The sequence below is a fragment of the Bordetella sp. MIP270_01_BMS genome, from assembly GCF_054958705.1.
In genome coordinates, this window is record NZ_CM143297.1 from 1,151,594 (window position 1) to 1,170,226 (window position 18,633).

17 protein-coding genes and 1 tRNA gene are annotated in these 18,633 nt (G+C 64.1%); 8 read left to right on the forward strand and 10 right to left on the reverse strand.

Going from position 1 to position 18,633, the window contains the following annotated elements; translation table 11 throughout:
• Nucleotides 1-116: 116 nt before the first annotated feature.
• The 5 genes from ACV17W_RS05320 to ACV17W_RS05340 all read right to left on the reverse strand — a co-directional run bounded on the left by ACV17W_RS05320 (nucleotide 117) and on the right by ACV17W_RS05340 (nucleotide 3,907).
• The gene (locus ACV17W_RS05320) at nucleotides 117-509 is read right to left on the reverse strand and encodes a putative zinc-binding protein (protein ID WP_462595397.1); all 393 of its coding nucleotides are present in this window, start codon (nucleotides 507-509) and stop codon (nucleotides 117-119) included.
• The gene (gene ubiT / locus ACV17W_RS05325; RefSeq protein ID WP_462595398.1) at nucleotides 506-925 is read right to left on the reverse strand and encodes a ubiquinone anaerobic biosynthesis accessory factor UbiT; all 420 of its coding nucleotides are present in this window, start codon (nucleotides 923-925) and stop codon (nucleotides 506-508) included. Before ubiT ends, ACV17W_RS05320 begins: the two co-directional genes overlap by 4 nt.
• Nucleotides 922-1,806: a U32 family peptidase gene (locus ACV17W_RS05330; RefSeq protein WP_462595399.1), complete on the reverse strand. Its 885-nt coding sequence runs from the start codon at nucleotides 1,804-1,806 to the stop codon at nucleotides 922-924. Before ACV17W_RS05330 ends, ubiT begins: the two co-directional genes overlap by 4 nt.
• A gap of 5 nt (nucleotides 1,807-1,811) precedes the next feature.
• Nucleotides 1,812-2,828, reverse strand: a complete 1,017-nt coding sequence (ubiU, locus tag ACV17W_RS05335) for a ubiquinone anaerobic biosynthesis protein UbiU (protein WP_462595400.1) — start codon at nucleotides 2,826-2,828, stop codon at nucleotides 1,812-1,814.
• Between the two features lie 146 nt (nucleotides 2,829-2,974).
• Complete coding sequence (locus ACV17W_RS05340) at nucleotides 2,975-3,907, reverse strand: 2-hydroxyacid dehydrogenase (RefSeq protein ID WP_462595401.1); 933 nt, start codon at nucleotides 3,905-3,907, stop codon at nucleotides 2,975-2,977.
• Between the two features lie 131 nt (nucleotides 3,908-4,038).
• Here ACV17W_RS05340 and ACV17W_RS05345 point away from each other — a divergent pair, with 131 nt between their 5' ends.
• Nucleotides 4,039-5,406 (forward strand): aspartate aminotransferase family protein, encoded by a 1,368-nt coding sequence (locus ACV17W_RS05345; protein WP_462595402.1) that lies wholly within the window; start codon nucleotides 4,039-4,041, stop codon nucleotides 5,404-5,406.
• An 11-nt stretch (nucleotides 5,407-5,417) separates the two neighbouring features.
• On the opposite strand, the gene ACV17W_RS05350 is transcribed toward ACV17W_RS05345, so the two are convergent.
• Nucleotides 5,418-6,944 carry a helicase HerA-like domain-containing protein gene (locus ACV17W_RS05350; RefSeq protein ID WP_462595403.1) on the reverse strand — a complete coding sequence of 509 codons (1,527 nt, stop codon included), beginning with the start codon at nucleotides 6,942-6,944 and terminating at the stop codon, nucleotides 5,418-5,420.
• Between the two features lie 142 nt (nucleotides 6,945-7,086).
• Here ACV17W_RS05350 and ACV17W_RS05355 point away from each other — a divergent pair, with 142 nt between their 5' ends.
• From ACV17W_RS05355 to ACV17W_RS05385, 7 genes are all read left to right on the forward strand, one after another.
• Nucleotides 7,087-7,818, forward strand: coding sequence for a YebC/PmpR family DNA-binding transcriptional regulator (locus ACV17W_RS05355; RefSeq protein WP_462595404.1), 732 nt, complete (start codon nucleotides 7,087-7,089; stop codon nucleotides 7,816-7,818).
• Between the two features lie 84 nt (nucleotides 7,819-7,902).
• The gene (gene purD, locus ACV17W_RS05360; RefSeq protein WP_462595405.1) at nucleotides 7,903-9,210 is read left to right on the forward strand and encodes a phosphoribosylamine--glycine ligase; all 1,308 of its coding nucleotides are present in this window, start codon (nucleotides 7,903-7,905) and stop codon (nucleotides 9,208-9,210) included.
• A gap of 14 nt (nucleotides 9,211-9,224) precedes the next feature.
• Nucleotides 9,225-10,136 carry an oxygen-dependent coproporphyrinogen oxidase gene (gene hemF / locus ACV17W_RS05365; RefSeq protein ID WP_462595406.1) on the forward strand — a complete coding sequence of 304 codons (912 nt, stop codon included), beginning with the start codon at nucleotides 9,225-9,227 and terminating at the stop codon, nucleotides 10,134-10,136.
• Nucleotides 10,133-10,720 (forward strand): nicotinate (nicotinamide) nucleotide adenylyltransferase, encoded by a 588-nt coding sequence (nadD, locus tag ACV17W_RS05370; protein ID WP_462595407.1) that lies wholly within the window; start codon nucleotides 10,133-10,135, stop codon nucleotides 10,718-10,720. The genes hemF and nadD overlap by 4 nt, the downstream gene beginning before the upstream one ends.
• Before the next feature lie 54 nt (nucleotides 10,721-10,774).
• Nucleotides 10,775-11,176, forward strand: coding sequence for a ribosome silencing factor (rsfS, locus tag ACV17W_RS05375; RefSeq protein ID WP_462596469.1), 402 nt, complete (start codon nucleotides 10,775-10,777; stop codon nucleotides 11,174-11,176).
• Nucleotides 11,177-11,180: 4 nt separating this feature from the next.
• Nucleotides 11,181-11,651 carry a 23S rRNA (pseudouridine(1915)-N(3))-methyltransferase RlmH gene (rlmH, locus tag ACV17W_RS05380; protein WP_462595408.1) on the forward strand — a complete coding sequence of 157 codons (471 nt, stop codon included), beginning with the start codon at nucleotides 11,181-11,183 and terminating at the stop codon, nucleotides 11,649-11,651.
• A gap of 7 nt (nucleotides 11,652-11,658) precedes the next feature.
• Nucleotides 11,659-12,285 carry a Maf family protein gene (locus ACV17W_RS05385; RefSeq protein WP_462595409.1) on the forward strand — a complete coding sequence of 209 codons (627 nt, stop codon included), beginning with the start codon at nucleotides 11,659-11,661 and terminating at the stop codon, nucleotides 12,283-12,285.
• Here the strand turns inward: ACV17W_RS05385 and ACV17W_RS05390 are convergent.
• The 4 genes from ACV17W_RS05390 to dnaG all read right to left on the reverse strand — a co-directional run bounded on the left by ACV17W_RS05390 (nucleotide 12,210) and on the right by dnaG (nucleotide 18,623).
• Entirely contained in the window at nucleotides 12,210-13,229 is a 1,020-nt protein-coding gene (locus ACV17W_RS05390) for a glycosyltransferase family 9 protein (RefSeq protein WP_462595410.1), read from the reverse strand. The genes ACV17W_RS05385 and ACV17W_RS05390 overlap by 76 nt on opposite strands.
• A 464-nt stretch (nucleotides 13,230-13,693) precedes the next feature.
• Nucleotides 13,694-13,772 (reverse strand) — tRNA-Ile (locus ACV17W_RS05395).
• Between the two features lie 7 nt (nucleotides 13,773-13,779).
• Nucleotides 13,780-16,038: an RNA polymerase sigma factor RpoD gene (rpoD, locus tag ACV17W_RS05400; RefSeq protein ID WP_462595411.1), complete on the reverse strand. Its 2,259-nt coding sequence runs from the start codon at nucleotides 16,036-16,038 to the stop codon at nucleotides 13,780-13,782.
• Nucleotides 16,039-16,565: 527 nt separating this feature from the next.
• On the reverse strand, nucleotides 16,566-18,623 hold the full coding sequence (gene dnaG / locus ACV17W_RS05405) for a DNA primase (protein ID WP_462595412.1): 2,058 nt from the start codon (nucleotides 18,621-18,623) through the stop codon (nucleotides 16,566-16,568).
• Nucleotides 18,624-18,633: the final 10 nt, after the last annotated feature.

Below are 18,633 nucleotides of genomic sequence, written 5' to 3' on the forward strand. Positions count from 1 at the left end.
AGCCGAGCTCAATGCATGCCACCCAGGTTGCAAGGCAAGCTTCAATTACGACACTCCGCGGCGGCCGGATTGGGAATTCGGCATCGGCAAAGGCGGGAGCATGGCTGCCCCCCAATTCAGCCTGATGGCGGGGTGGTTTGCTGCAGCTGCCGCGCGGCGTCGGCGACCACTGCCCAGGCGGCGGATCGTTCAGCCTCAGTACACTCGCTGTGATACCGCTTGCCCGCGCCGGATTGGTTCAACAGTAGATGACGGTCAGCCTGCACGCCTGCATTGCTCAGGCAGGCTTGCACGCATGCCAACACGCAGCCATCGAGCGCCAGAATTGGCCGGCCACTGCGTGCCCGCTTGACCAGCGTGTCCACACCTCCCCCTACGCCGCTGATGCACGACATTTCCGCGATCCCCGTACGGTCCAGGCGCACCGCCAATTCGTTGGCCAGTTGCGCGACACTGGAACACCCCGAACACGAGTAAACCAGCGGGAGGCCCTTGTGTGTAATGCTCATGGGCCGACGTGTCCGATGCGCCGTAGCCAGGCGGGCCGTTCGGTTGCATCCAGCCAATTCTTCACGATCAACCCTAACTCGGTGTCGCCGGCTATGCGCAATCGTCGCTGGAAGAAAAGTGTGTCCGCGTCGCTGGCGCCACGGACCATGGCGATGTAGTCGGCCAGGCTGGCGCCCAGCTCGAGGTCGACATCGCGCTCCCATAGCGGTCGGAAGCGCCCCTGCCGACAGGTAAAACAACTGCGCAATCCCAGGTCTTCTATTTTGATGGCAAACCGCTTTCCCTCGATCTCGGCGGGCGGCTGCAACCACTTCAGATGGCGGGCCACTTCGAGGCCCAGCGCGAAATGGGCGGACACCATGGGCGCCGGCAGGAAGCGTTCAGCGCGCGCCAGGAATGCAGTGGGTCGGCTCATGATCGAGGGCCTACATAGTCTATGCCGGCGCGGCCATGCCAGTAGCCGTTGCAGCGCGTCATTCCTGGCGGCGGGGGAACGTCTTGCGCCGGCAGCCCCCGGCGGACAAGCTCGAGGGCCTGGATGACCTGCAAAGTATTCTGCGATTGGGGGCTGACGCGCAATACATCGACGCCGATGCGGCTGAGTTCCGCGGCTTGGTCGAGAAGGTCGAGGCACGCCGCGGACTGTGTCTGGATGCCATTGAGCGTAAGGAACGGCTGGCCCTCGCGCGTTTGCATTGTCATGCCATCGGGATGCTCGATACAACGGAATTCACACGCCTCTTTCTTGAGCCGGAAGTGCCGGGCGGTGAAGCACCGAGCGGAAAACGCCAGCGGCAGGCGCCCCCACACCATGACTTCGGCCTGCATGCCACGCGGCCGGTCTTGCAACAGGCATTGGAGCGTGTTGCGGTCGACTTCGACCGGCACCACCACCCGCATCGCGCCCTGTGCAGCCAGCCACGCCAGCGTGTCTGCATGGTACGCGTTCGTGTGTGGCCCGGCGACGAAATGACGCCCCGGAAGATGCCGCAACGCGCCCATTTCCCCTGCCTCGATCAGGAAGTCGTCGTGCTGGCACCAGCGCTTCAGCGCGTGGGCATCGGCACTGGTTTCGATGAGCGTCTGGCTGGACAACACCACGCTCTTGCCCGCGTCGCGCAATGCCCGCGCTAGATCGAGCCAATCGGCGGCTCGCAGCTCATGCCGGCGACTGCACACGGTTTCGCCCACGTAGACGATGTCGACGGGGCTGTCGGCCACTGCGGCGTAGAAGTCCAGCACGGTGCGGCGGGGCCAGTAGTAGAGCAAGGGCCCCAGTGAAATTTGGTAAGGCATCAGCATCATTTCCACGGGCGATCGAAGGCTCCCTGCGTGACTTGGGACCCTTCGGCATGGGAGGCAAGGGTCGCCAGCCATTCGGGCTTGACGGAGTATCGCGCCGAGTCGGCATGCACTGCGTCCAGTGCCGCGCGCAACGTGGCGACAACCTGTGCGACATAAGCAGGGCTGCGTTGACGGCCCTCGATCTTGATGGCCGCGACGCCCATGTTGCAGATGGCGGGCAGCAGGCCAAGCGCGTTGAGGCTGGCGGGCTCTTCGATGGCGTAATCGGGCTTTCCCTCAACTTCGAAGCGACCCTTGCACAGGGTGGGATACGCCGCGGGTTCGCCCGGCGCATAGCGGTCGATCAGGATGCCATTGAGCCGGGCGTCGAGGCCGCTGGCGGTTTCGTACCAGCGCACGGCATGGGCCGGTGAACATACGCCCTTGTTGTTGGGCGAGTCGCCGGTGGCATAGGACGAAAGCAGGCAGCGGCCTTCGGCCATGACGCACAGACTGCCGAATCCGAAGACTTCGATTTCGACTGACGTCTGGCTGCATATTCGGCCGATCTCGGCCATGGTGAGTACACGCGGCAACACCACCCGACTGATGCCGAATTGTTCGCGCATGAGCTCGATGGCGTCGGCGTGGGTGGCAGAGCCCTGGACCGACAGATGCAGACGCAGTTCGGGATAGCGGTCGCGGGTGTATGCCATGAGACCCGGGTCGGCCATGATGACGGCATCGGCCTGCAACGCGTGAGCCGCATCGACGGCGGCGCGCCATTCGTGTGTTCGCCCCGCCTGCGGGAAGGTATTGATGGCGAAAAGCACTCGCCGGCCGGTGGAATGCGCCAGGTCGACGCCTGCCCGCACATCGTTTTCAGTGAAATTCAGGCCGGCGAAGTTGCGTGCATTCGTGGCGTTCTTGAGGCCAAGATAGACGGCACTGGCACCGGCATTCAGCGCCGCTTTCAAGGCAGCAAGGCTGCCCGCTGGCGCTACCAGTTCTGGGGGAGAGGGTCGCGTTTCCATGCCGCAGTGTAGGAGTCAGTCTTACACCGCCGCATTGTCAGAAATCAAGTGCGTCGGGGCCCTGCCGGGGCCGAGTCCCTGCAGCGGAATCGGGACCCCTGCCCCTGCTGCCGCGCCCCGCCCGGACGCCGCGGGCATCACGGCTGCTAGTAACCCCGGTCGCGGGCGACCACGCCCGTGAGGGGCTCGCCGCGGATGAATTGGCCGATCTTGGAGGCGACCTGCGCGATGGTTTCACGCCGCAGACTGAGCGCCGCAATGTGTGGCGTGACCGTGACGCGAGGGTGATTCCAGAAGGGGTGTCCCGCTGGCAGCGGTTCCTCGCGAAAGACGTCGAGTGTGGCCCCATGCACGTGCCCGGATTCGAGCAATGCCAACAGATCTTCTTCCACCAGATGCTCGCCCCGGCCCATGTTCACGAGATGGGCTTGGGGCAATAATTGCGCCAGCGTGTCGCGGCGCAGCAAATTACGCGTTTCGTCGGTAAGCGGCAGGGTGTTGATCAGCACGCGGGTGCGCGCCAGAAAGGCAGGCAATTGATCCATGCCGGCAAAGCCCTGGACGCCTGCAGGAACCTTGCCACTGCGTGACCAGCCCGCCACGGGATAGTCGAGCGAGGCCAGGGCCTGGGCAACCCGCGTTCCCATGACGCCGGTGCCCAGCACGCCTATGGGCCACAGGCTGCGATCCAGCTCGGGCAACGCCTGCCAGCACGATGCCCGTTGCTGGGCCGCGTAGTCGTCAAGTTGACGGCTTGCCCGTACCACTGCCCACACGGCGTACTCGGCCATCTGGACGGCCATGCCGGCATCTTCGAGCCTGACGACGGGTACGTCAGCCGGCAGCGTGGGAAGCTTGAACAGGGCATCGACCCCGGCACCCAGATTGAATACGGCGCGCAGTTTCTTTTCGCGCTCGAACAGGGCCGCCGGCGGGCCCCACACGACGGCGATCTCGGCGTCCTGTGGAGGGAGCTCGGGGCGCCACAATACGACTTTGGAACCAGGAAGCGCCGACTCCAACGGTTCTATCCATTCGGGGGGGGCGATTTCATGGGTGGAAGCGAAGACGATTTTCATGGGGCGCGGGGGTTGGTGAGTGAACCGGGCCGGTGGCGCAGGCAGCACGCGGAACCGGCAGCGACCCGATGATGATATAACACGCCCATCCACGGCCGGCGCATCGACCGGCGCTTATTCCAGGCAGAACCATGAGCTCATTGAACGATACCCAGTTGCGCGACGTGCAATTCCAGCTGCATTCCTATACCAACGCCGTTGCGCATCAGCGCACCGGCCCGATCGTGATCGACCGCGGAGAAGGCGTGTATGTGTACGACGACCAGGGGCGCCGGTATCTGGAAGGCATGGCCGGCCTCTGGAGCGTGGCGGTAGGGTTCGGCGAACAACGGCTGGTGGATGCCGCCACGCGTCAGATGCAGAAACTTCCTTACTACCACACGTTCACGCACAAATCGCATGCGCCCGCCATCGAGCTGGCCGAGCGGCTCGTAGGCTATACCGGCGGCCGCATGTCCAAGGCCTTCTTTACCAATTCCGGTTCCGAGGCCAACGATACAGTCATCAAGCTGGTGTGGTACTACAACAATGCGCTGGGCCGCAAAGACAAGAAAAAAATCATCGCACGCCAGCGGGGCTATCACGGCGTGACGGTAGCGTCAGCCAGCCTGACCGGCCTGGCAGGCAACCACAATGATTTCGACCTGCCCCTGCCTCGCATGCTGCATACGGCTTGTCCGCACCACTATCGCAACGCGTTGCCGGGCGAATCCGAAGAAGATTACGCCACGCGTCTCGCGGCGGAACTGGAAGCGCTGATCGTGCGCGAAGGCCCGGACACGGTTGCCGCCTTCATTGGCGAGCCCGTGATGGGAGCCGGCGGCGTCATCGTACCTCCACGCACCTATTGGCAAAAGATCCAGGCGGTATGCCGCAAGTACGACCTGCTTGTCATCGCGGATGAGGTCATCACGGGCTTCGGCCGGCTGGGGCAGCGGTTCGGATCGGACGTGCTTGGAATCGAGCCCGACATCATGGTGCTTTCCAAGCAGATCACCTCGTCATACCAGCCACTGGGTGCGCTGCTGTTGAATGCCAAGGTTGCCGACACTGTGGCGGCCCACAGCGGACGCCTGGGCACCTTTGGCCACGGCTATACCGCCAGCGGCCACCCGGTGGCTGCCGCCGTTGCCCTGGAAAACCTGAAGATCATCGACGAACGCGGGCTGATCGAACACGCTGCGGACATGGGCGCCCTGATGCAACAAGAATTGCGCGCCCTGGCCGACCACCCGCTGGTGGGCGAAGTGCGTGGGCTGGGCTTGATCGCCGGGGTGGAACTTGTGGCCGACAAAGCAACGCGGCGGCCGTTTGATCCGCTGGGCAAGGCCGGCGCGCATGCGTACGAACGTGCGCACGCCCACGGGCTGATCGTGCGGGGCATTCAGGACACCGTGGCCTTCTGCCCTCCGCTCATCATCGAAGCCGAACAGGTCCGCGACATGGTGCAGCGCTTTGCCGCGACTCTGGAGGACGTCAGCGCCTTCGTCGCCCGGTAACCACAGGGGGCTTATCGCCGCCGCGAGCCCAGCAAAGACCCCAGCATGCCTCGCACCAGCTGCCGCGCCAGGGTGCGGGCCGTGCTCTTGACCACCGACTGCACGACGCCATCCCGACGGCCTCCGCGTGGGCCCGTGGAGCCGAACAGCACGTCGCTCAGTCCGCCCATGAGCCCCCCGGAATCGGGCTGCGTACCGGATCCGGGCGTCGCTGCGGCGCCTTTCCCGGCCTTGCCCGCCTCGGCCGCAGGCGCTTCGGCGCTGGCCCGTGCATTGAGCACTTCGTAGGCAGACTCGCGATCGATGGCTTGCGCATACTTGCCAGCCATGGTGGCGTCCTGCCGCAGCACCTGGCGCTCTGCGTCGGTCGCGGGGCCGATGCGGCTGCCCGGTGGCATGATGTACGCCCGCTCGGTCGGTGTGGGCCGGCCCTTTGCGTCGAGCAGCGAGACCAGCGCCTCGCCTACCCCCAGTTCCGTAATGGCGGCTTCGATATCCAGGCCAGGATTCGGCCGCATGGTCTGCGCGGCGGTCTTGACTGCCTTCTGGTCGCGCGGCGTGAACGCACGCAGCGCATGCTGCACCCGGTTTCCCAGCTGGCCCAGGACGGAATCGGGTATGTCCAGGGGATTCTGGGTGACGAAAAACACGCCTACCCCCTTGGAACGCACCAGGCGCACGACCTGCTCGATCTTGTCGAGCAGCGCTTTGGGAGCATCGTCGAACAGCAAATGCGCTTCATCGAAGAAGAACACCAGCTTGGGCTGCTCCGCGTCGCCCACTTCGGGCAGCTTCTCGTACAGGTCGGCCAGCAGCCAGAGCAGGAACACGCCATACAGCCGCGGCGCCTGCATCAGTTTGTCGGCCGCGAGAATGCTGACGATTCCGCGGCCCTGGGCGTTCGTGCGCATCAGGTCGTTTACGTCTAGCATGGGTTCGCCGAAGAAGCGGTCTGCTCCCTGCGACTCCAGCCTGAGCAGGCTGCGCTGAATGGCGCCCACCGATGCGGCAGAAACGTTACCGTAGCGCGTCTTGAGCTGCGCCGCGCGGTCAGCCACGTTCTGCAGCATGGCGCGCAAGTCTTTCAGGTCAAGCAGCAACTGGCCCTCGTCGTCGGCAACGCGAAAGACCAGGGTCAGAACGCCCTCCTGGGTGTCGTTGAGCTCAAGCATGCGGGCAAGCAGCAGCGGCCCCATGTCGGAAACCGTGGCACGCACGGGCAGACCCTGCTCTCCGAACACGTCCCAGAGCACCGTGGGACTGGCGCCCCAGACCGGCTCAGGCAGACCGAGCGACTTCAGTCGCTCCTGCAATTTGGGTGAGGAAGCGCCCGCTTGCGATATTCCGGTGAGGTCGCCCTTGACGTCGGCCATGAACACTGGGGTGCCTATGCGCGAGAACGCCTCGGCCAGCACCTGTAACGTTACCGTCTTGCCCGTTCCGGTGGCGCCCGTGATGCAACCGTGGCGATTCGCCAGGGCCGGCAGCAAGGCCAGTTGTGCCTGGGCATTCTGGGCAACGACAATGGGTTCTGGCATGGCGGCTCTCCGGGCGGCAAAAATAGTGCCCCAAGTGTATTGCGTGCGCAGCGAATTGTGCGCATCCGCACGCCCCACGCCGCGCGCATGCCCTCAAGCACGGTAAAATGCCCCTTTCGCGTATATCACCTTCTGGAACATCATGGCGGGACACAGCAAATGGGCCAATATCCAGCATCGCAAGGGTCGCCAGGACGCCAAGCGGGGCAAACTCTGGACCAAGATCATCCGTGAGATCACGGTCGCGGCACGCGCCGGTGGCCCCGACCCTGACAGCAATCCACGCCTGCGCATGGCCTGGGACAAGGCCACCGACGCCAACATGCCCAAGGACAACATCCAGCGCGCCATCCAGCGCGGGGCTGGCGGCGCCGACGGTGCCAACTACGAAGAGGTGCGCTATGAAGGCTATGGCGTAGGCGGCGCGGCTGTGGTGGTTGACTGCATGACCGACAACCGCACCCGCACCGTGGCCGAGGTGCGCCATGCGTTTGCCAAGAACGGCGGCAACCTGGGACAGGAAGGCTCCGTGGCCTTCATGTTCAAGCATTGCGGCCAGTTCGTGTTCGCGCCCGGCACGGCCGAAGACGCCGTCATGGAAGCCGCCCTGGAGGCGGGCGCCGAAGACGTCGCTACCGACGAAGAAGGTGTCATCGAGGTCATTTGCGCGCCCACCGACTACGCCGCCCTGCGCAAGGCATTCGAGGCGGCGGGCCTGAAGGCCGAAGTCGAGGGCATCGTGATGAAGCCCCAGAACGAAACCGAACTGACCGGCGATGATGCCGTGAAAATGCAGAAGCTGCTCGACGCCCTGGAAGCCCTGGACGACGTGCAGGAAGTCTATACGACCGTCGTATTCGACGAAGCCCAATGACCCGGCAGCGCGGCATGCCGCCGCCGGCCCACGCCTGGCGAGAGTTTTCTGCTGCGCCCTGGCTACTTTAAGAAGCAACAACACATGAAACTCCTGGTAATCGGCTCCGGCGGCCGCGAACATGCCCTGGCCTGGCGCCTGGCCCGCTCTCCCCGCGTCCACAAGGTGTACGTGGCGCCGGGCAACGGCGGAACCGAGCACGGCGACTTGCTGCAGAACGTGCCGCTCACCAGCCCTGAAGATCTGGCCGATTTCGTTCAGCGCGAAGGCGTGTCCCTGACGGTGGTGGGCCCCGAAGCACCTCTGGCGGCGGGCGTCGTGGACGTATTCCGCGAGCGTGGCCTGAAGATTTTCGGCCCGACCAAAGCGGCTGCGCAACTCGAAAGCTCCAAGGATTACGCCAAGGCCTTCATGGTGCGCCATGGCATTCCCACTGCCCGCTATGAGACCTTCACCGATCCAGTCAAGGCGCATGCCTATCTCGATCAGCAAGGCGCACCGATCGTCATCAAGGCGGACGGCCTGGCGGCGGGCAAGGGCGTGGTGGTGGCTGCCACTCTTGAAGAGGCACATGCCGCCGTCGATGCCATGCTGGGTGACGGCAGCCTGGGTGAGGCTGGCGCACGCGTCGTCATCGAAGAATGCCTGGTCGGCGAAGAAGCCAGTTTCATCGTCATGGTCGACGGTCGCAACGTGCTGGCGCTGGCCACCAGCCAGGACCACAAGCGGCTGCGCGACGGCGACGAAGGCCCCAACACCGGCGGCATGGGCGCCTATTCGCCCGCGCCCATCATCACGCCAGAGCTCCACCACCGCATCATGCGGGAGATCATCCTGCCGACCGTGCAAGGCATGGCGCGCGATGGCATTCCCTATACCGGCTTCTTGTATGCCGGCCTGATGATCGCCCCCGGCGACGATCCCGATCGTGCCATCAAGACGCTCGAATTCAATTGCCGAATGGGCGATCCCGAAACGCAGCCCATCATGATGCGCGTAAAGAGCGACCTGCTCGAGGCGCTCGAGCACGCAGTCGACGGCACGCTCGACCAGGCCGACATTGTGTGGGATCGACGCACCGCCCTGGGGGTGGTGCTGGCGGCGCACAACTATCCGGGCACGCCGCGCAGCGGCGACGTCATTGCGGCGCTGCCCGCCGAAACCGAGGACTGCGCCATATTCCATGCCGGCACGCGGCTTGAAGGCAACCAGCTCAAGACCAGCGGCGGTCGCGTGCTGTGTGTAACCGCGCTGGGCGACTCGGTGCGCATGGCACGCGAGCGTGCCTATGCCATGGTCGACTCGGTGCAATTCCCGGGGCGCCAATACCGCTCCGACATCGGCTGGCGCGCCCTGCGCCCCTCGCAGCAAAAACCCAGATCCCAGGCTTGAATTCCACTGTCAACATGAACGCTGTTCCCGTTTCCGATGTCCACGCGTATCTCACGGGCCTGCAGGCGCAAATCGTGCAGGCCCTGGAGGATGCCGGCCTGGAGTCGTTCCAGACCGACCATTGGCAGCGGCCCGAGGGCGGCGGCGGTGTGTCGCGGCTGATCGAGGGCGGACAGCTGTTTGAACGGGCTGGTGTGCTGTTTAGCCACGTGCACGGCAAGCAATTGCCGCCTTCCGCCAGCGCCCACCGGCCTGAACTCGCGGGCCGGGCCTGGCAGGCGATGGGCGTATCCCTGGTATTGCACCCGCGCAATCCCTACGTGCCCACTACGCACATGAATGTGCGCATGTTCGTGGCCGCGGCACGTCCCGGCCACGATGAAAGCGACGTTTTCTGGTTCGGTGGCGGCCTCGACCTCACGCCTTACTACCCATTCGAGGACGACGCGCGCCATTTCCATCAGGTATGCCGCGCTGCGCTCGAGCCGCACGGGCGGGATTACTACCCCCGGTACAAACGCTGGTGCGATGAATATTTCTATCTGAAGCACCGCCAGGAAATGCGCGGCGTCGGGGGCATTTTCTTCGACGATCTCAACGAGCCTGGCTTTGACGCATCTTTCGCCTTGCTGCGTTCCGCGGGCGACGCCTTCCTGCCGGCCTATCTGCCCATCGTGGAGCGCCGCCGCAGCACGCCCTATGCGCAGGCACACCGTGACTTCCAGGCCTACCGGCGCGGCCGGTATGTCGAATTCAACCTGGTGTTCGACCGCGGCACGCTCTTTGGGCTGCAATCCGGAGGGCGCACCGAATCGATCCTGCTTTCGATGCCGCCGCTGGCGCAGTGGCGCTACGAATGGAAGCCTGCGCCGGGCACGCATGAAGCCACCCTGGCCGAGTTTCTTCAACCCCGAGATTGGGCGTGAAGCGGATCGGCCTGCTTGGTGGCAGCTTCGACCCCGTGCACCGGGCGCACCTGTCGCTCGCCCGCGCCGCGCTCGACGAATTGCAGCTGGACCAGGTGCAGTTCATACCCGCAGCCAACCCCTGGCAGCGTGCACCATTGCGAGCCACGGGCGCTCATCGCCTGCGCATGATCGAACTTGCCATCGGCGCCGATGCCCGGCTGGCCGTGAATCCAGCGGAACTCGAGCGGGGCGGCCGCACCTACACCATCGATACACTGCAGGCCTTGCCGGACGATGCGGTCTACGTCTGGCTGCTGGGGGCTGATCAACTGGCCAATTTCTGCACCTGGCATCGATGGCAGGACATCGTCGCGCGGGTCGAACTGGCCGTTGCCAACCGGCCTGGCACTCCCCTTGCCCCGCCTTCGGAGTTGCAGGCTTGGCTGCAGGCGCACGGACGTATGCTGGCCCAGTTGCCGTTCACGCCCATGGCGATCTCAGCGTCCGACATCCGCGAGAGACTGGCTCGCGGTGAGTCCACCGCGGGCCTGCTGCCCTCTGCGGTTGCCGATTACATCGCCAGGCACGGCCTGTATCGATAACCGCCCTTAACGGCTTTCTCCTGCCACTGACGGCGGCAGGTTATATTTGTGAACATGGATATACAGAAACTACAGCGCGCTGTGATTGACGCTCTTGAAGACGTCAAAGCGCAAGACATCAAGGTGTTCAACACCACCCACATCACCAGCCTGTTCGACCGGGTGGTGATCGCCAGCGCGACATCCAACCGACAGACCCGGGCGCTGGCCTCCAGCGTGGCGGACCGCGGGCGTTCGCTCAAGCTGTCCGGCATCACCGTCGAAGGTGAAGACACCGGCGAATGGGTGGTGGTCGACCTGGGCGACATCGTCGTCCATATCATGCAACCCGCCATCCGGCAGTACTACAACCTGGAGGAAATCTGGGGCGACAAGCCGGTACGCGTGAAACTTCTGCCCGGATCGGGCACAGCACCCGCCGCCGGCGCCTCCTGGGTCGACGACAGCGACGCCTGAACCCGTGAAGCTGATCGTCATCGCAGTCGGCACCCGCATGCCGGGCTGGGTGGAAACCGCCTGGGAAGACTATGCGAAGCGCCTCCCGCCGGACTGCGCGCTTGAATTGCGCGAAATCAAACCCGAGCCTCGCACCACGGGCAAGACACCGGCTCAGATGATGGCCGCCGAGGCGCGCCGCATCGAGGCAGCCGTGCCGGCAAACGCCTTGCGTCTGGCCCTGGATGAACGAGGCCGTGACCTGACCACCATCGCGCTATCGCGGCAGCTCGAACAATGGCGGGCAGGCGGCCGCGACGTTGTGTTTCTGGTGGGCGGCCCCGATGGGCTGGATGAGAGCCTGAAGCAAAGCTGTGACGGGCAATTTCGACTTTCTTCATTGACGCTGCCCCACCCCATGGTCCGGGTTGTACTTGCCGAGCAACTCTACCGGGCCTGGGCAATTCTGACCCATCATCCGTATCACCGCGCCTGAGCCGCCGATGGCACATGTCCCTGCTCCCCCCAATGCCACCGGGCGGATTTATCTCGCTTCTGCGAGCCCTCGCCGCCGGGAACTGCTGACCCAGATCGGGCTGGCCCATACTGTGCTGAATGTGCCGCCGCCGCCTGGCGAAGACGAACCGCAGCATGCCGGCGAACGTCCGGAAGACTACGTACGTCGCACCGCGCGGGAAAAGGCCGAGCGGGGACGCCACTGGATGTTCTCGCAACGGCTGCCAGTCTTGCCTGTACTGGCTGCAGACACCACGGTGGTATTGGACGGTACCGTGTTGGGCAAGCCAGCCGACCGTGACGACGCGGCGCACATGCTGAGGCGGCTGGCGGGCAGTTGCCATCAGGTCCATACTGCCGTCGCCCTGTGGCATGCAGACGACTTGCATGAGGCGGTATCGGTGTCCGAAGTGCGCATGCGCGATCTCAGCGATGCCGAAATCTACCGTTATTGCGACAGTGGCGAACCGTGGGGCAAGGCGGGAGCCTACGGCATACAAGGCCTGGCGGCCACCTTCATTGCGCACCTGTCGGGCAGCTATACGGGCGTAATGGGTCTGCCGCTATACGAAACAGCCCAGTTGCTGCGCCGCGCCGGAATCGCGCTTCCCTGAGCCGGCCCCGGCGCGTGCTGCAACACGCCCAAGCATGCCTGTGCCACTTTTTCGGGCGCCACCTGCTGAATATCGCTGCACCCGGGCGGTGGGCACACGTGCGCCGAATACGGACGGTTCCAGAACCATTCAGGGTTGTCCTCGTTGAACACGCCGACATACGGCACGCAGGCGCCCTGTCCGATATGTGATGGCCCGCAATCATTGGCCACGACGAGCCGGGCCCGCAGCATCAGCGCCGCCAACTCGGGAATCGTCCTACCGCTCACGAGGTCGAAGTCGGGGCGGCGCAGCGCCTGCAAGGCCGCCTGTTCCGCCGATTCCGCCGGGCCCAGTACGAACGAGAACCGCGTCGCGGCGCCCAGCCTGGCTTTCAGCAGATCGGCCAACGCCACGAAGTTCGGGATGCCCCACCGTTTGAAATCGCCGTCACCGCCTCCGGGAATCAGAACGACGTCGGCAGGAGGTGGAGCCCCGGGCGCGAGCGCCGCGATTGCCTCGAAGCATTGGCGCGCGGTGGCCTCGGGCTGCACCGGCCGATACGAATTGAGCACCTGCAAATTGGCCAGACCGATGTACTCGTTGATATTTTTCGGCCATGCATGCGTCCAGGCGACATCGGACAGACGGTGGTTGCGAAACCCGAGCCGCGCCCGTGGGCGCCTGAGCAGGCTGATAAGGCCATAGCGCTCGCTGCTGTGGTGCAGGCACACGACCATGTCAGTGCGGGGCGGCAAGGCCCGCAGCATTGCGGCAAATCCCGGTGCGTGGACGAATTCGTCGACCCACGGGAGCGCCCGATAGTAAGTCGAGACCTGGTGGGCACTCACGACACGAAGCCGTGCGTTGGGCCACCATTGCTTGAGCTGATACAGAGCAGGAAAGGAAACTACCTGATCACCGAATTTCTCGCGGCTACGTACGTAGACGACAATTTCACGCATGAAAGTACAGCTGCGAAGCTGCGTTGTAGCGACGACGAGATTCTATTGCGGTGCCTTTGCGCAAAGGCTATGGAGAAACAACAAAGCGTGAGAATTTCCCTGCCGCGCCGAGCCTCCGAACGCATAACACACAGCTGACGCGCCGCATGTTTCCTCGCTGCACCGCGCCGGTGGAATCGGCGTGGCGGTTCGCTCATCCCTCGTTCCAGAACAGACAGGGCGACGACGGCAGCGAGACGAGGTTCCGAGGGAAATATTGACCATTCGTTGCGTCAACGCAACAAATTTGGCCATTCAGGCCGGAGCAGCGGGGATGCGCCATGCGCCCAGGCGTGCGGCCGCGCCTGCCCTTTCTGACCTGGTGCATGGCTGTACGGGCCATGCGTCTTGCCCTGAAACGCCGCGCAAAAAAACAGCCGCCTTCGTTGGCGGCTGTAAATTCTTGATTACACAAATATATTTTTTGGTGGGCCCCCTCGGAGTCGAACCGAGCACCAACGGATTATGAGTCCGCTGCTCTAACCAGGCATGAGCTAGAGGCCCTGAAAACTTACTGCCCTTCCAGGAAACTCTTGAGCTTATCTGCCCGGCTGGGATGACGCAACTTCCGCAGCGCCTTGGCTTCTATTTGGCGTATGCGTTCCCGCGTCACGTCGAACTGCTTACCGACTTCCTCGAGGGTCTGATCAGTGCTCATTTCGATGCCAAAGCGCATACGCAACACCTTCGCTTCGCGGGGCGTAAGCGAGTCCAGCACCTCTTTGACGACATCGCGCATGGAGCCATGCAAGGCCGCATCCGAAGGCGCCAGCGTGGACGTGTCTTCGATGAAATCGCCCAGGTGGGAGTCGTCGTCGTCACCGATAGGCGTTTCCATCGAGATCGGCTCTTTGGCGATCTTGAGAATCTTGCGGATCTTGTCTTCCGGCATGTCCATCTTTTGCGCCAGGGTGGCCGGATCGGGCTCGGCGCCCGTCTCCTGCAGAATCTGGCGGCTGATCCGGTTCATCTTGTTGATCGTTTCGATCATGTGGACCGGGATGCGGATGGTACGCGCCTGGTCGGCGATGGACCGGGTAATGGCCTGGCGTATCCACCACGTGGCATACGTGGAGAATTTATACCCGCGGCGATACTCGAACTTGTCGACGGCCTTCATCAGGCCGATGTTGCCTTCCTGGATCAGGTCGAGGAACTGCAGACCGCGGTTCGTGTACTTCTTGGCGATCGAGATCACCAGCCGCAGGTTGGCCTCGGTCATTTCGCGCTTGGCCTTGCGGGCCTTGGCCTCGCCGGTCGCCATGCGCTTGTTGACGTCTTTCAGGTCCTTCAGGGGCAACACGACGCGAGTCTGCAAGTCGATGAGCTTTTGCTGCAGTTCCTGCACCGCGGGCACCTGGCGCTCGAGGGTCTCGGCGTACGGATGGCCACTGGCGACTTCCTGCAGGACCCAATCGAGGTTGGTTTCGTTGCCCGGGAACACCTTGATGAAGTGGCTGCGCGGCATTCCGGCACGGTCTACACAAGTGTGCAGCACCGCGCGTTCGAGCTGGCGGACCTCTTCGACCTGGGCGCGCAGTGTATCGGCCAGCTTCTCGACCATCTTGGCCGTGAAGCGGATGCCCATCAGTTCGTTCAGGATGGCTTCCTGGCACTGGACGTATTTGTCTGACTTGTAGCCGTCGCGCTCGTACGACTGGCGCATTTGCTCGAACTGCTTGCCGACCTCGTCGAACTTGGCCAGCGCCTTGACGCGCAGGTCTTCGAGCTGCTTGCTCGACATGCCGCCGGCGGGGCCGTCGTCATTCTCGTCGTCGTCCGCCGTGACGCCGGCGCCCGCGTATTCTTCGCCGTCTTCGGGGTCGACCAGGCCATCGACCACTTCGTCGATCTGAGCCTGGCCCTCGCGCACGCGGGCGATATGCGCCAGGATTTCATTGATGGTGGTCGGGCACGCCGAGATCGCCATGACCATGTGCTTGAGCCCGTCTTCGATACGCTTGGCGATTTCAATCTCGCCTTCGCGCGTGAGCAGTTCCACCGAGCCCATTTCGCGCATGTACATGCGAACGGGGTCGGTGGTGCGACCGAAGTCGGAGTCGACGGTCGTCAGCGCGGCCTCGGCCTCGTCTTCGACATCGTCGTCATTGGACGCGACCGGCGCGTTTTCGCTCATGAGCAGCGTTTCGGCGTCGGGAGCCTGGTCATAGACCGAGATACCCATGTCGCTGAACGTGCTGATGATGCCATCAATGGCTTCGGCATCGACCAGATCGTCAGGCAGATGGTCGTTGATTTCGCCGTAGGTCAGGTAGCCGCGATCTTTGCCGAGCTTGATGAGCTGCTTCAGGCGGTTGCGGCGGGCTTCGTACTCTTCAGGCGAGACGGGGCCACGCGCGATCAGATCCTTGGGATCGGCCTTGCCACGCTTGCCGCCGCGCTTGGGCGGTTTCAGGTCGGGCAGGACTTCGCCTTCGCCGTCCATCGTGTCGTCGAAGCCGTCGGCATCGTTGTTGGCGTTCTTGGCGGGCCGGCCCGGACGGCGGCCGCTGGACGGGCGCGCGCCGCCGGAGACCAGGTCAGCCAGCTTGTCTTCGGCCTTCTTGGCGCGCGCAGCCTTGGGCTTGTCGGCCGAGGCAGCCGTCTTCACGGCCTTCTTGGCCGCGGTTTTCGTCGCCGTTTTCGAGACCTTCACTGCGGCCTTGGCAGGCGCTTTTTCCGCCGCCCTGCTCACGGCACGCTTGGCCGCCTCGACCGGCGTGTCAACCGTATCGTCTGCAGGGGAGGTTTTGCCTGGTGTTCTGGTCATAGTCGCTTCCGTGGTCGTCGCAACCCGTAATGGGGTACATTGCCACAAGGGCCCGTGCAGGCGCGCAATGGCGCCGCAACGGGACCGATGCGGGTAAAACAGGCAAGCCGGCTGAAGCCGCGCGCACTGCGTTGGTCGCAGCACTGGCCCCTGGTGAGGCCCCACCGGCGCTTCGTCTGGCGTTGCAGCCCAGAAGCGCCTGATATCGCGGGTTCGTTGCGGCGGGGAAACCGGGCGTTGCGGGAGCTGCCTTGCCTGAGACAGGCTCTGCCAGCTTGAAGGGACTCGCCCCAAGCTGCTTGCGATAGACGCAGCTCCATCTGCAATACGCCGCCGGCTGAACCCCTGCCGAACTGCGCAACTTACCACCAAATTGTAACAAAACAGAGCGCTACTGCACACGGGGCCGGCATTTTTCGTGCCTACCACGCCGCGTCAGTAGCGTAAGCCCTGCCTTGGATTGTGTATCAGATTTCCGTATTGATGTTTCCGAAGATCATTCCGGAAAACCCTCGATTCTACCGCATTTAACGTAATCCACCACTCTTTAAGACCGCCATGCGGGCAGACAGTTCCTGGTAACGCTGCCTGGCGTCTTCGGAGTCGAGACCAGTTTCGGCCAAGCGGGCCATCTCGGCGCGAGCGGAATCGAACTCGATGCGCCGCAGGGCGTCATCCCATTCGGTCTGTGGCTCGGGAAGGTCTTCCTGGGCCAGCAAGTCGGCGCGCATGCCCTTGAGCACGGCCGCCAGGTCAGAATCGGGATCAGCCGCCTGCAACAGCGCACCGACATGGCGGGCACCGCTGGCCTGCGCCAGCATGATCAGGTCTCTTACCAAACCCAGATGGGGGCCCTTGTCGAGAACTTCAAGCTGCTGGTCTCCCATGCCGTCGACGAGTTCGGGGTGAGCCAGCAGCAGCGCCAGCAGCCGCTTGGCCAGCGAGGGCATTGCCCGGCGCCCCTGGTACCCGCCCACGTCGTCGTCGCGGCGACCGCGCCAATCCCCCTTGCCCTGCTTTGCGCCCTTCCAGTCGCCTTTGCGCCCTTGCCCCTGCCACTGCCCCTGGCCCTGGCCCGGACCCGGGCCACGGGCGGAGCCACGCCGACCTTCGGCGGGCCCCTGCGGCAGGCCGGGGGGCTCGTCGTCGAAGCCGAATCCGGCCGGCTCGTAATCGAAATCGGGCGGAGGAACATCGTAATGGCCAGGGTCGCCCGGATCTTCGGCACCGGCCGGCGGCGCCATGCTGGATACCGGCGCAGCCGCCCCGCCAGCCGGCGCGTAGGGACGGGCTGGCGCCTGCGCCATGATCTGGGCCATTTCTTCGGGCGTCAGCTGCACCTGGCGGGCCATCTCGCGCTCGATCTGCAGGCGCAACGCGCATTCGGGAATGGCCGCAAGCAGCGGACGCGCTTCGTGCAGACAGCTGGCGCGCCCCTCGGCCTCTGACAGGTTGTGACGCGACGCCAGCTCTTCGAGCAGAAAACGCGACAGCGCCGTGGCCTCGCCGAGGCAGGCGCGGAACGCGTCGGCACCCAATTCACGGACATAGGAATCGGGGTCGTGCTCGGCCGGCAGGAACAGGAACCGTATGGTGATGTCGTCGCGCAGGACAGGCAGGCACGCCTGCAGGGCACGCCACGCGGCCCGGCGTCCCGCCGCATCGCCGTCGAAGCTGAAAACGACCTTGTCGCTGCTGCGCAGCAGTTTCTTGACATGGTCAGGGGTGGTGGCCGTACCCAAGGTGGCGACCGCGTTGGCGATACCCTGCTGCGCCAGACCCACCACGTCCATATAGCCTTCGACCACGATGACCTGGCCTTCCTGACGAATCGCCTGGCGAGCCTCCCACAGGCCGTATAGCTCATGGCCCTTGGAGAACAGCGGGGTTTCGGGCGAATTGAGGTACTTGGGCTCGCCCTTGCCGATGATCCGCCCGCCAAAGCCTATTAGGCTGCCGCGCACGTTGCGGATCGGAAACATGATCCGCTCGCGGAAGCGGTCATAGCGGCGTCCGTCTTCGGATTCGATGACCAGGCCAGCCTCGACCAGGGTGGGATCATCGTAGTTGTCGAAAACCTTGGCCAGACCATGGCGGTCAGTGCCGGACCAGCCCAGGCCGAAATGGGCCGCAATCTCGCCCGTGAGACCGCGCTGCTTCAAGTACTGGATAGCGGCCAGTGAAGCACGCAACTGGCGCAGGTAATGTGCCTGCGCGGCGTCCAGCACTTGCGTGTGGCGCGACTCTTCAGCCTTGCGGCGCACATGCTCGGCTTGTTGCCGTGGACTGCGGGATTCTTCCGGAACCGTCATTCCCACCGCGCCGGCGAGAGTACGCACGGCCTCGGGGAAGCTGGCACCCGTGTGTTCCATCAGGAAGGTGATGGCACTGCCGTGGGCGCCACAACCAAAGCAGTGATAAAACTGCTTGGTCGGACTGACAGTGAACGACGGGCTTTTTTCGTTATGGAAAGGACAAAGGCCAAGCAGGTTGGCGCCGCCCTTTCGCAACTGCACGTATCGCCCGACGACGTCGACGACATCGACACGGGCGAGCAGATCCTGGATGAATGATTCGGGAATCAATAGATTCGGG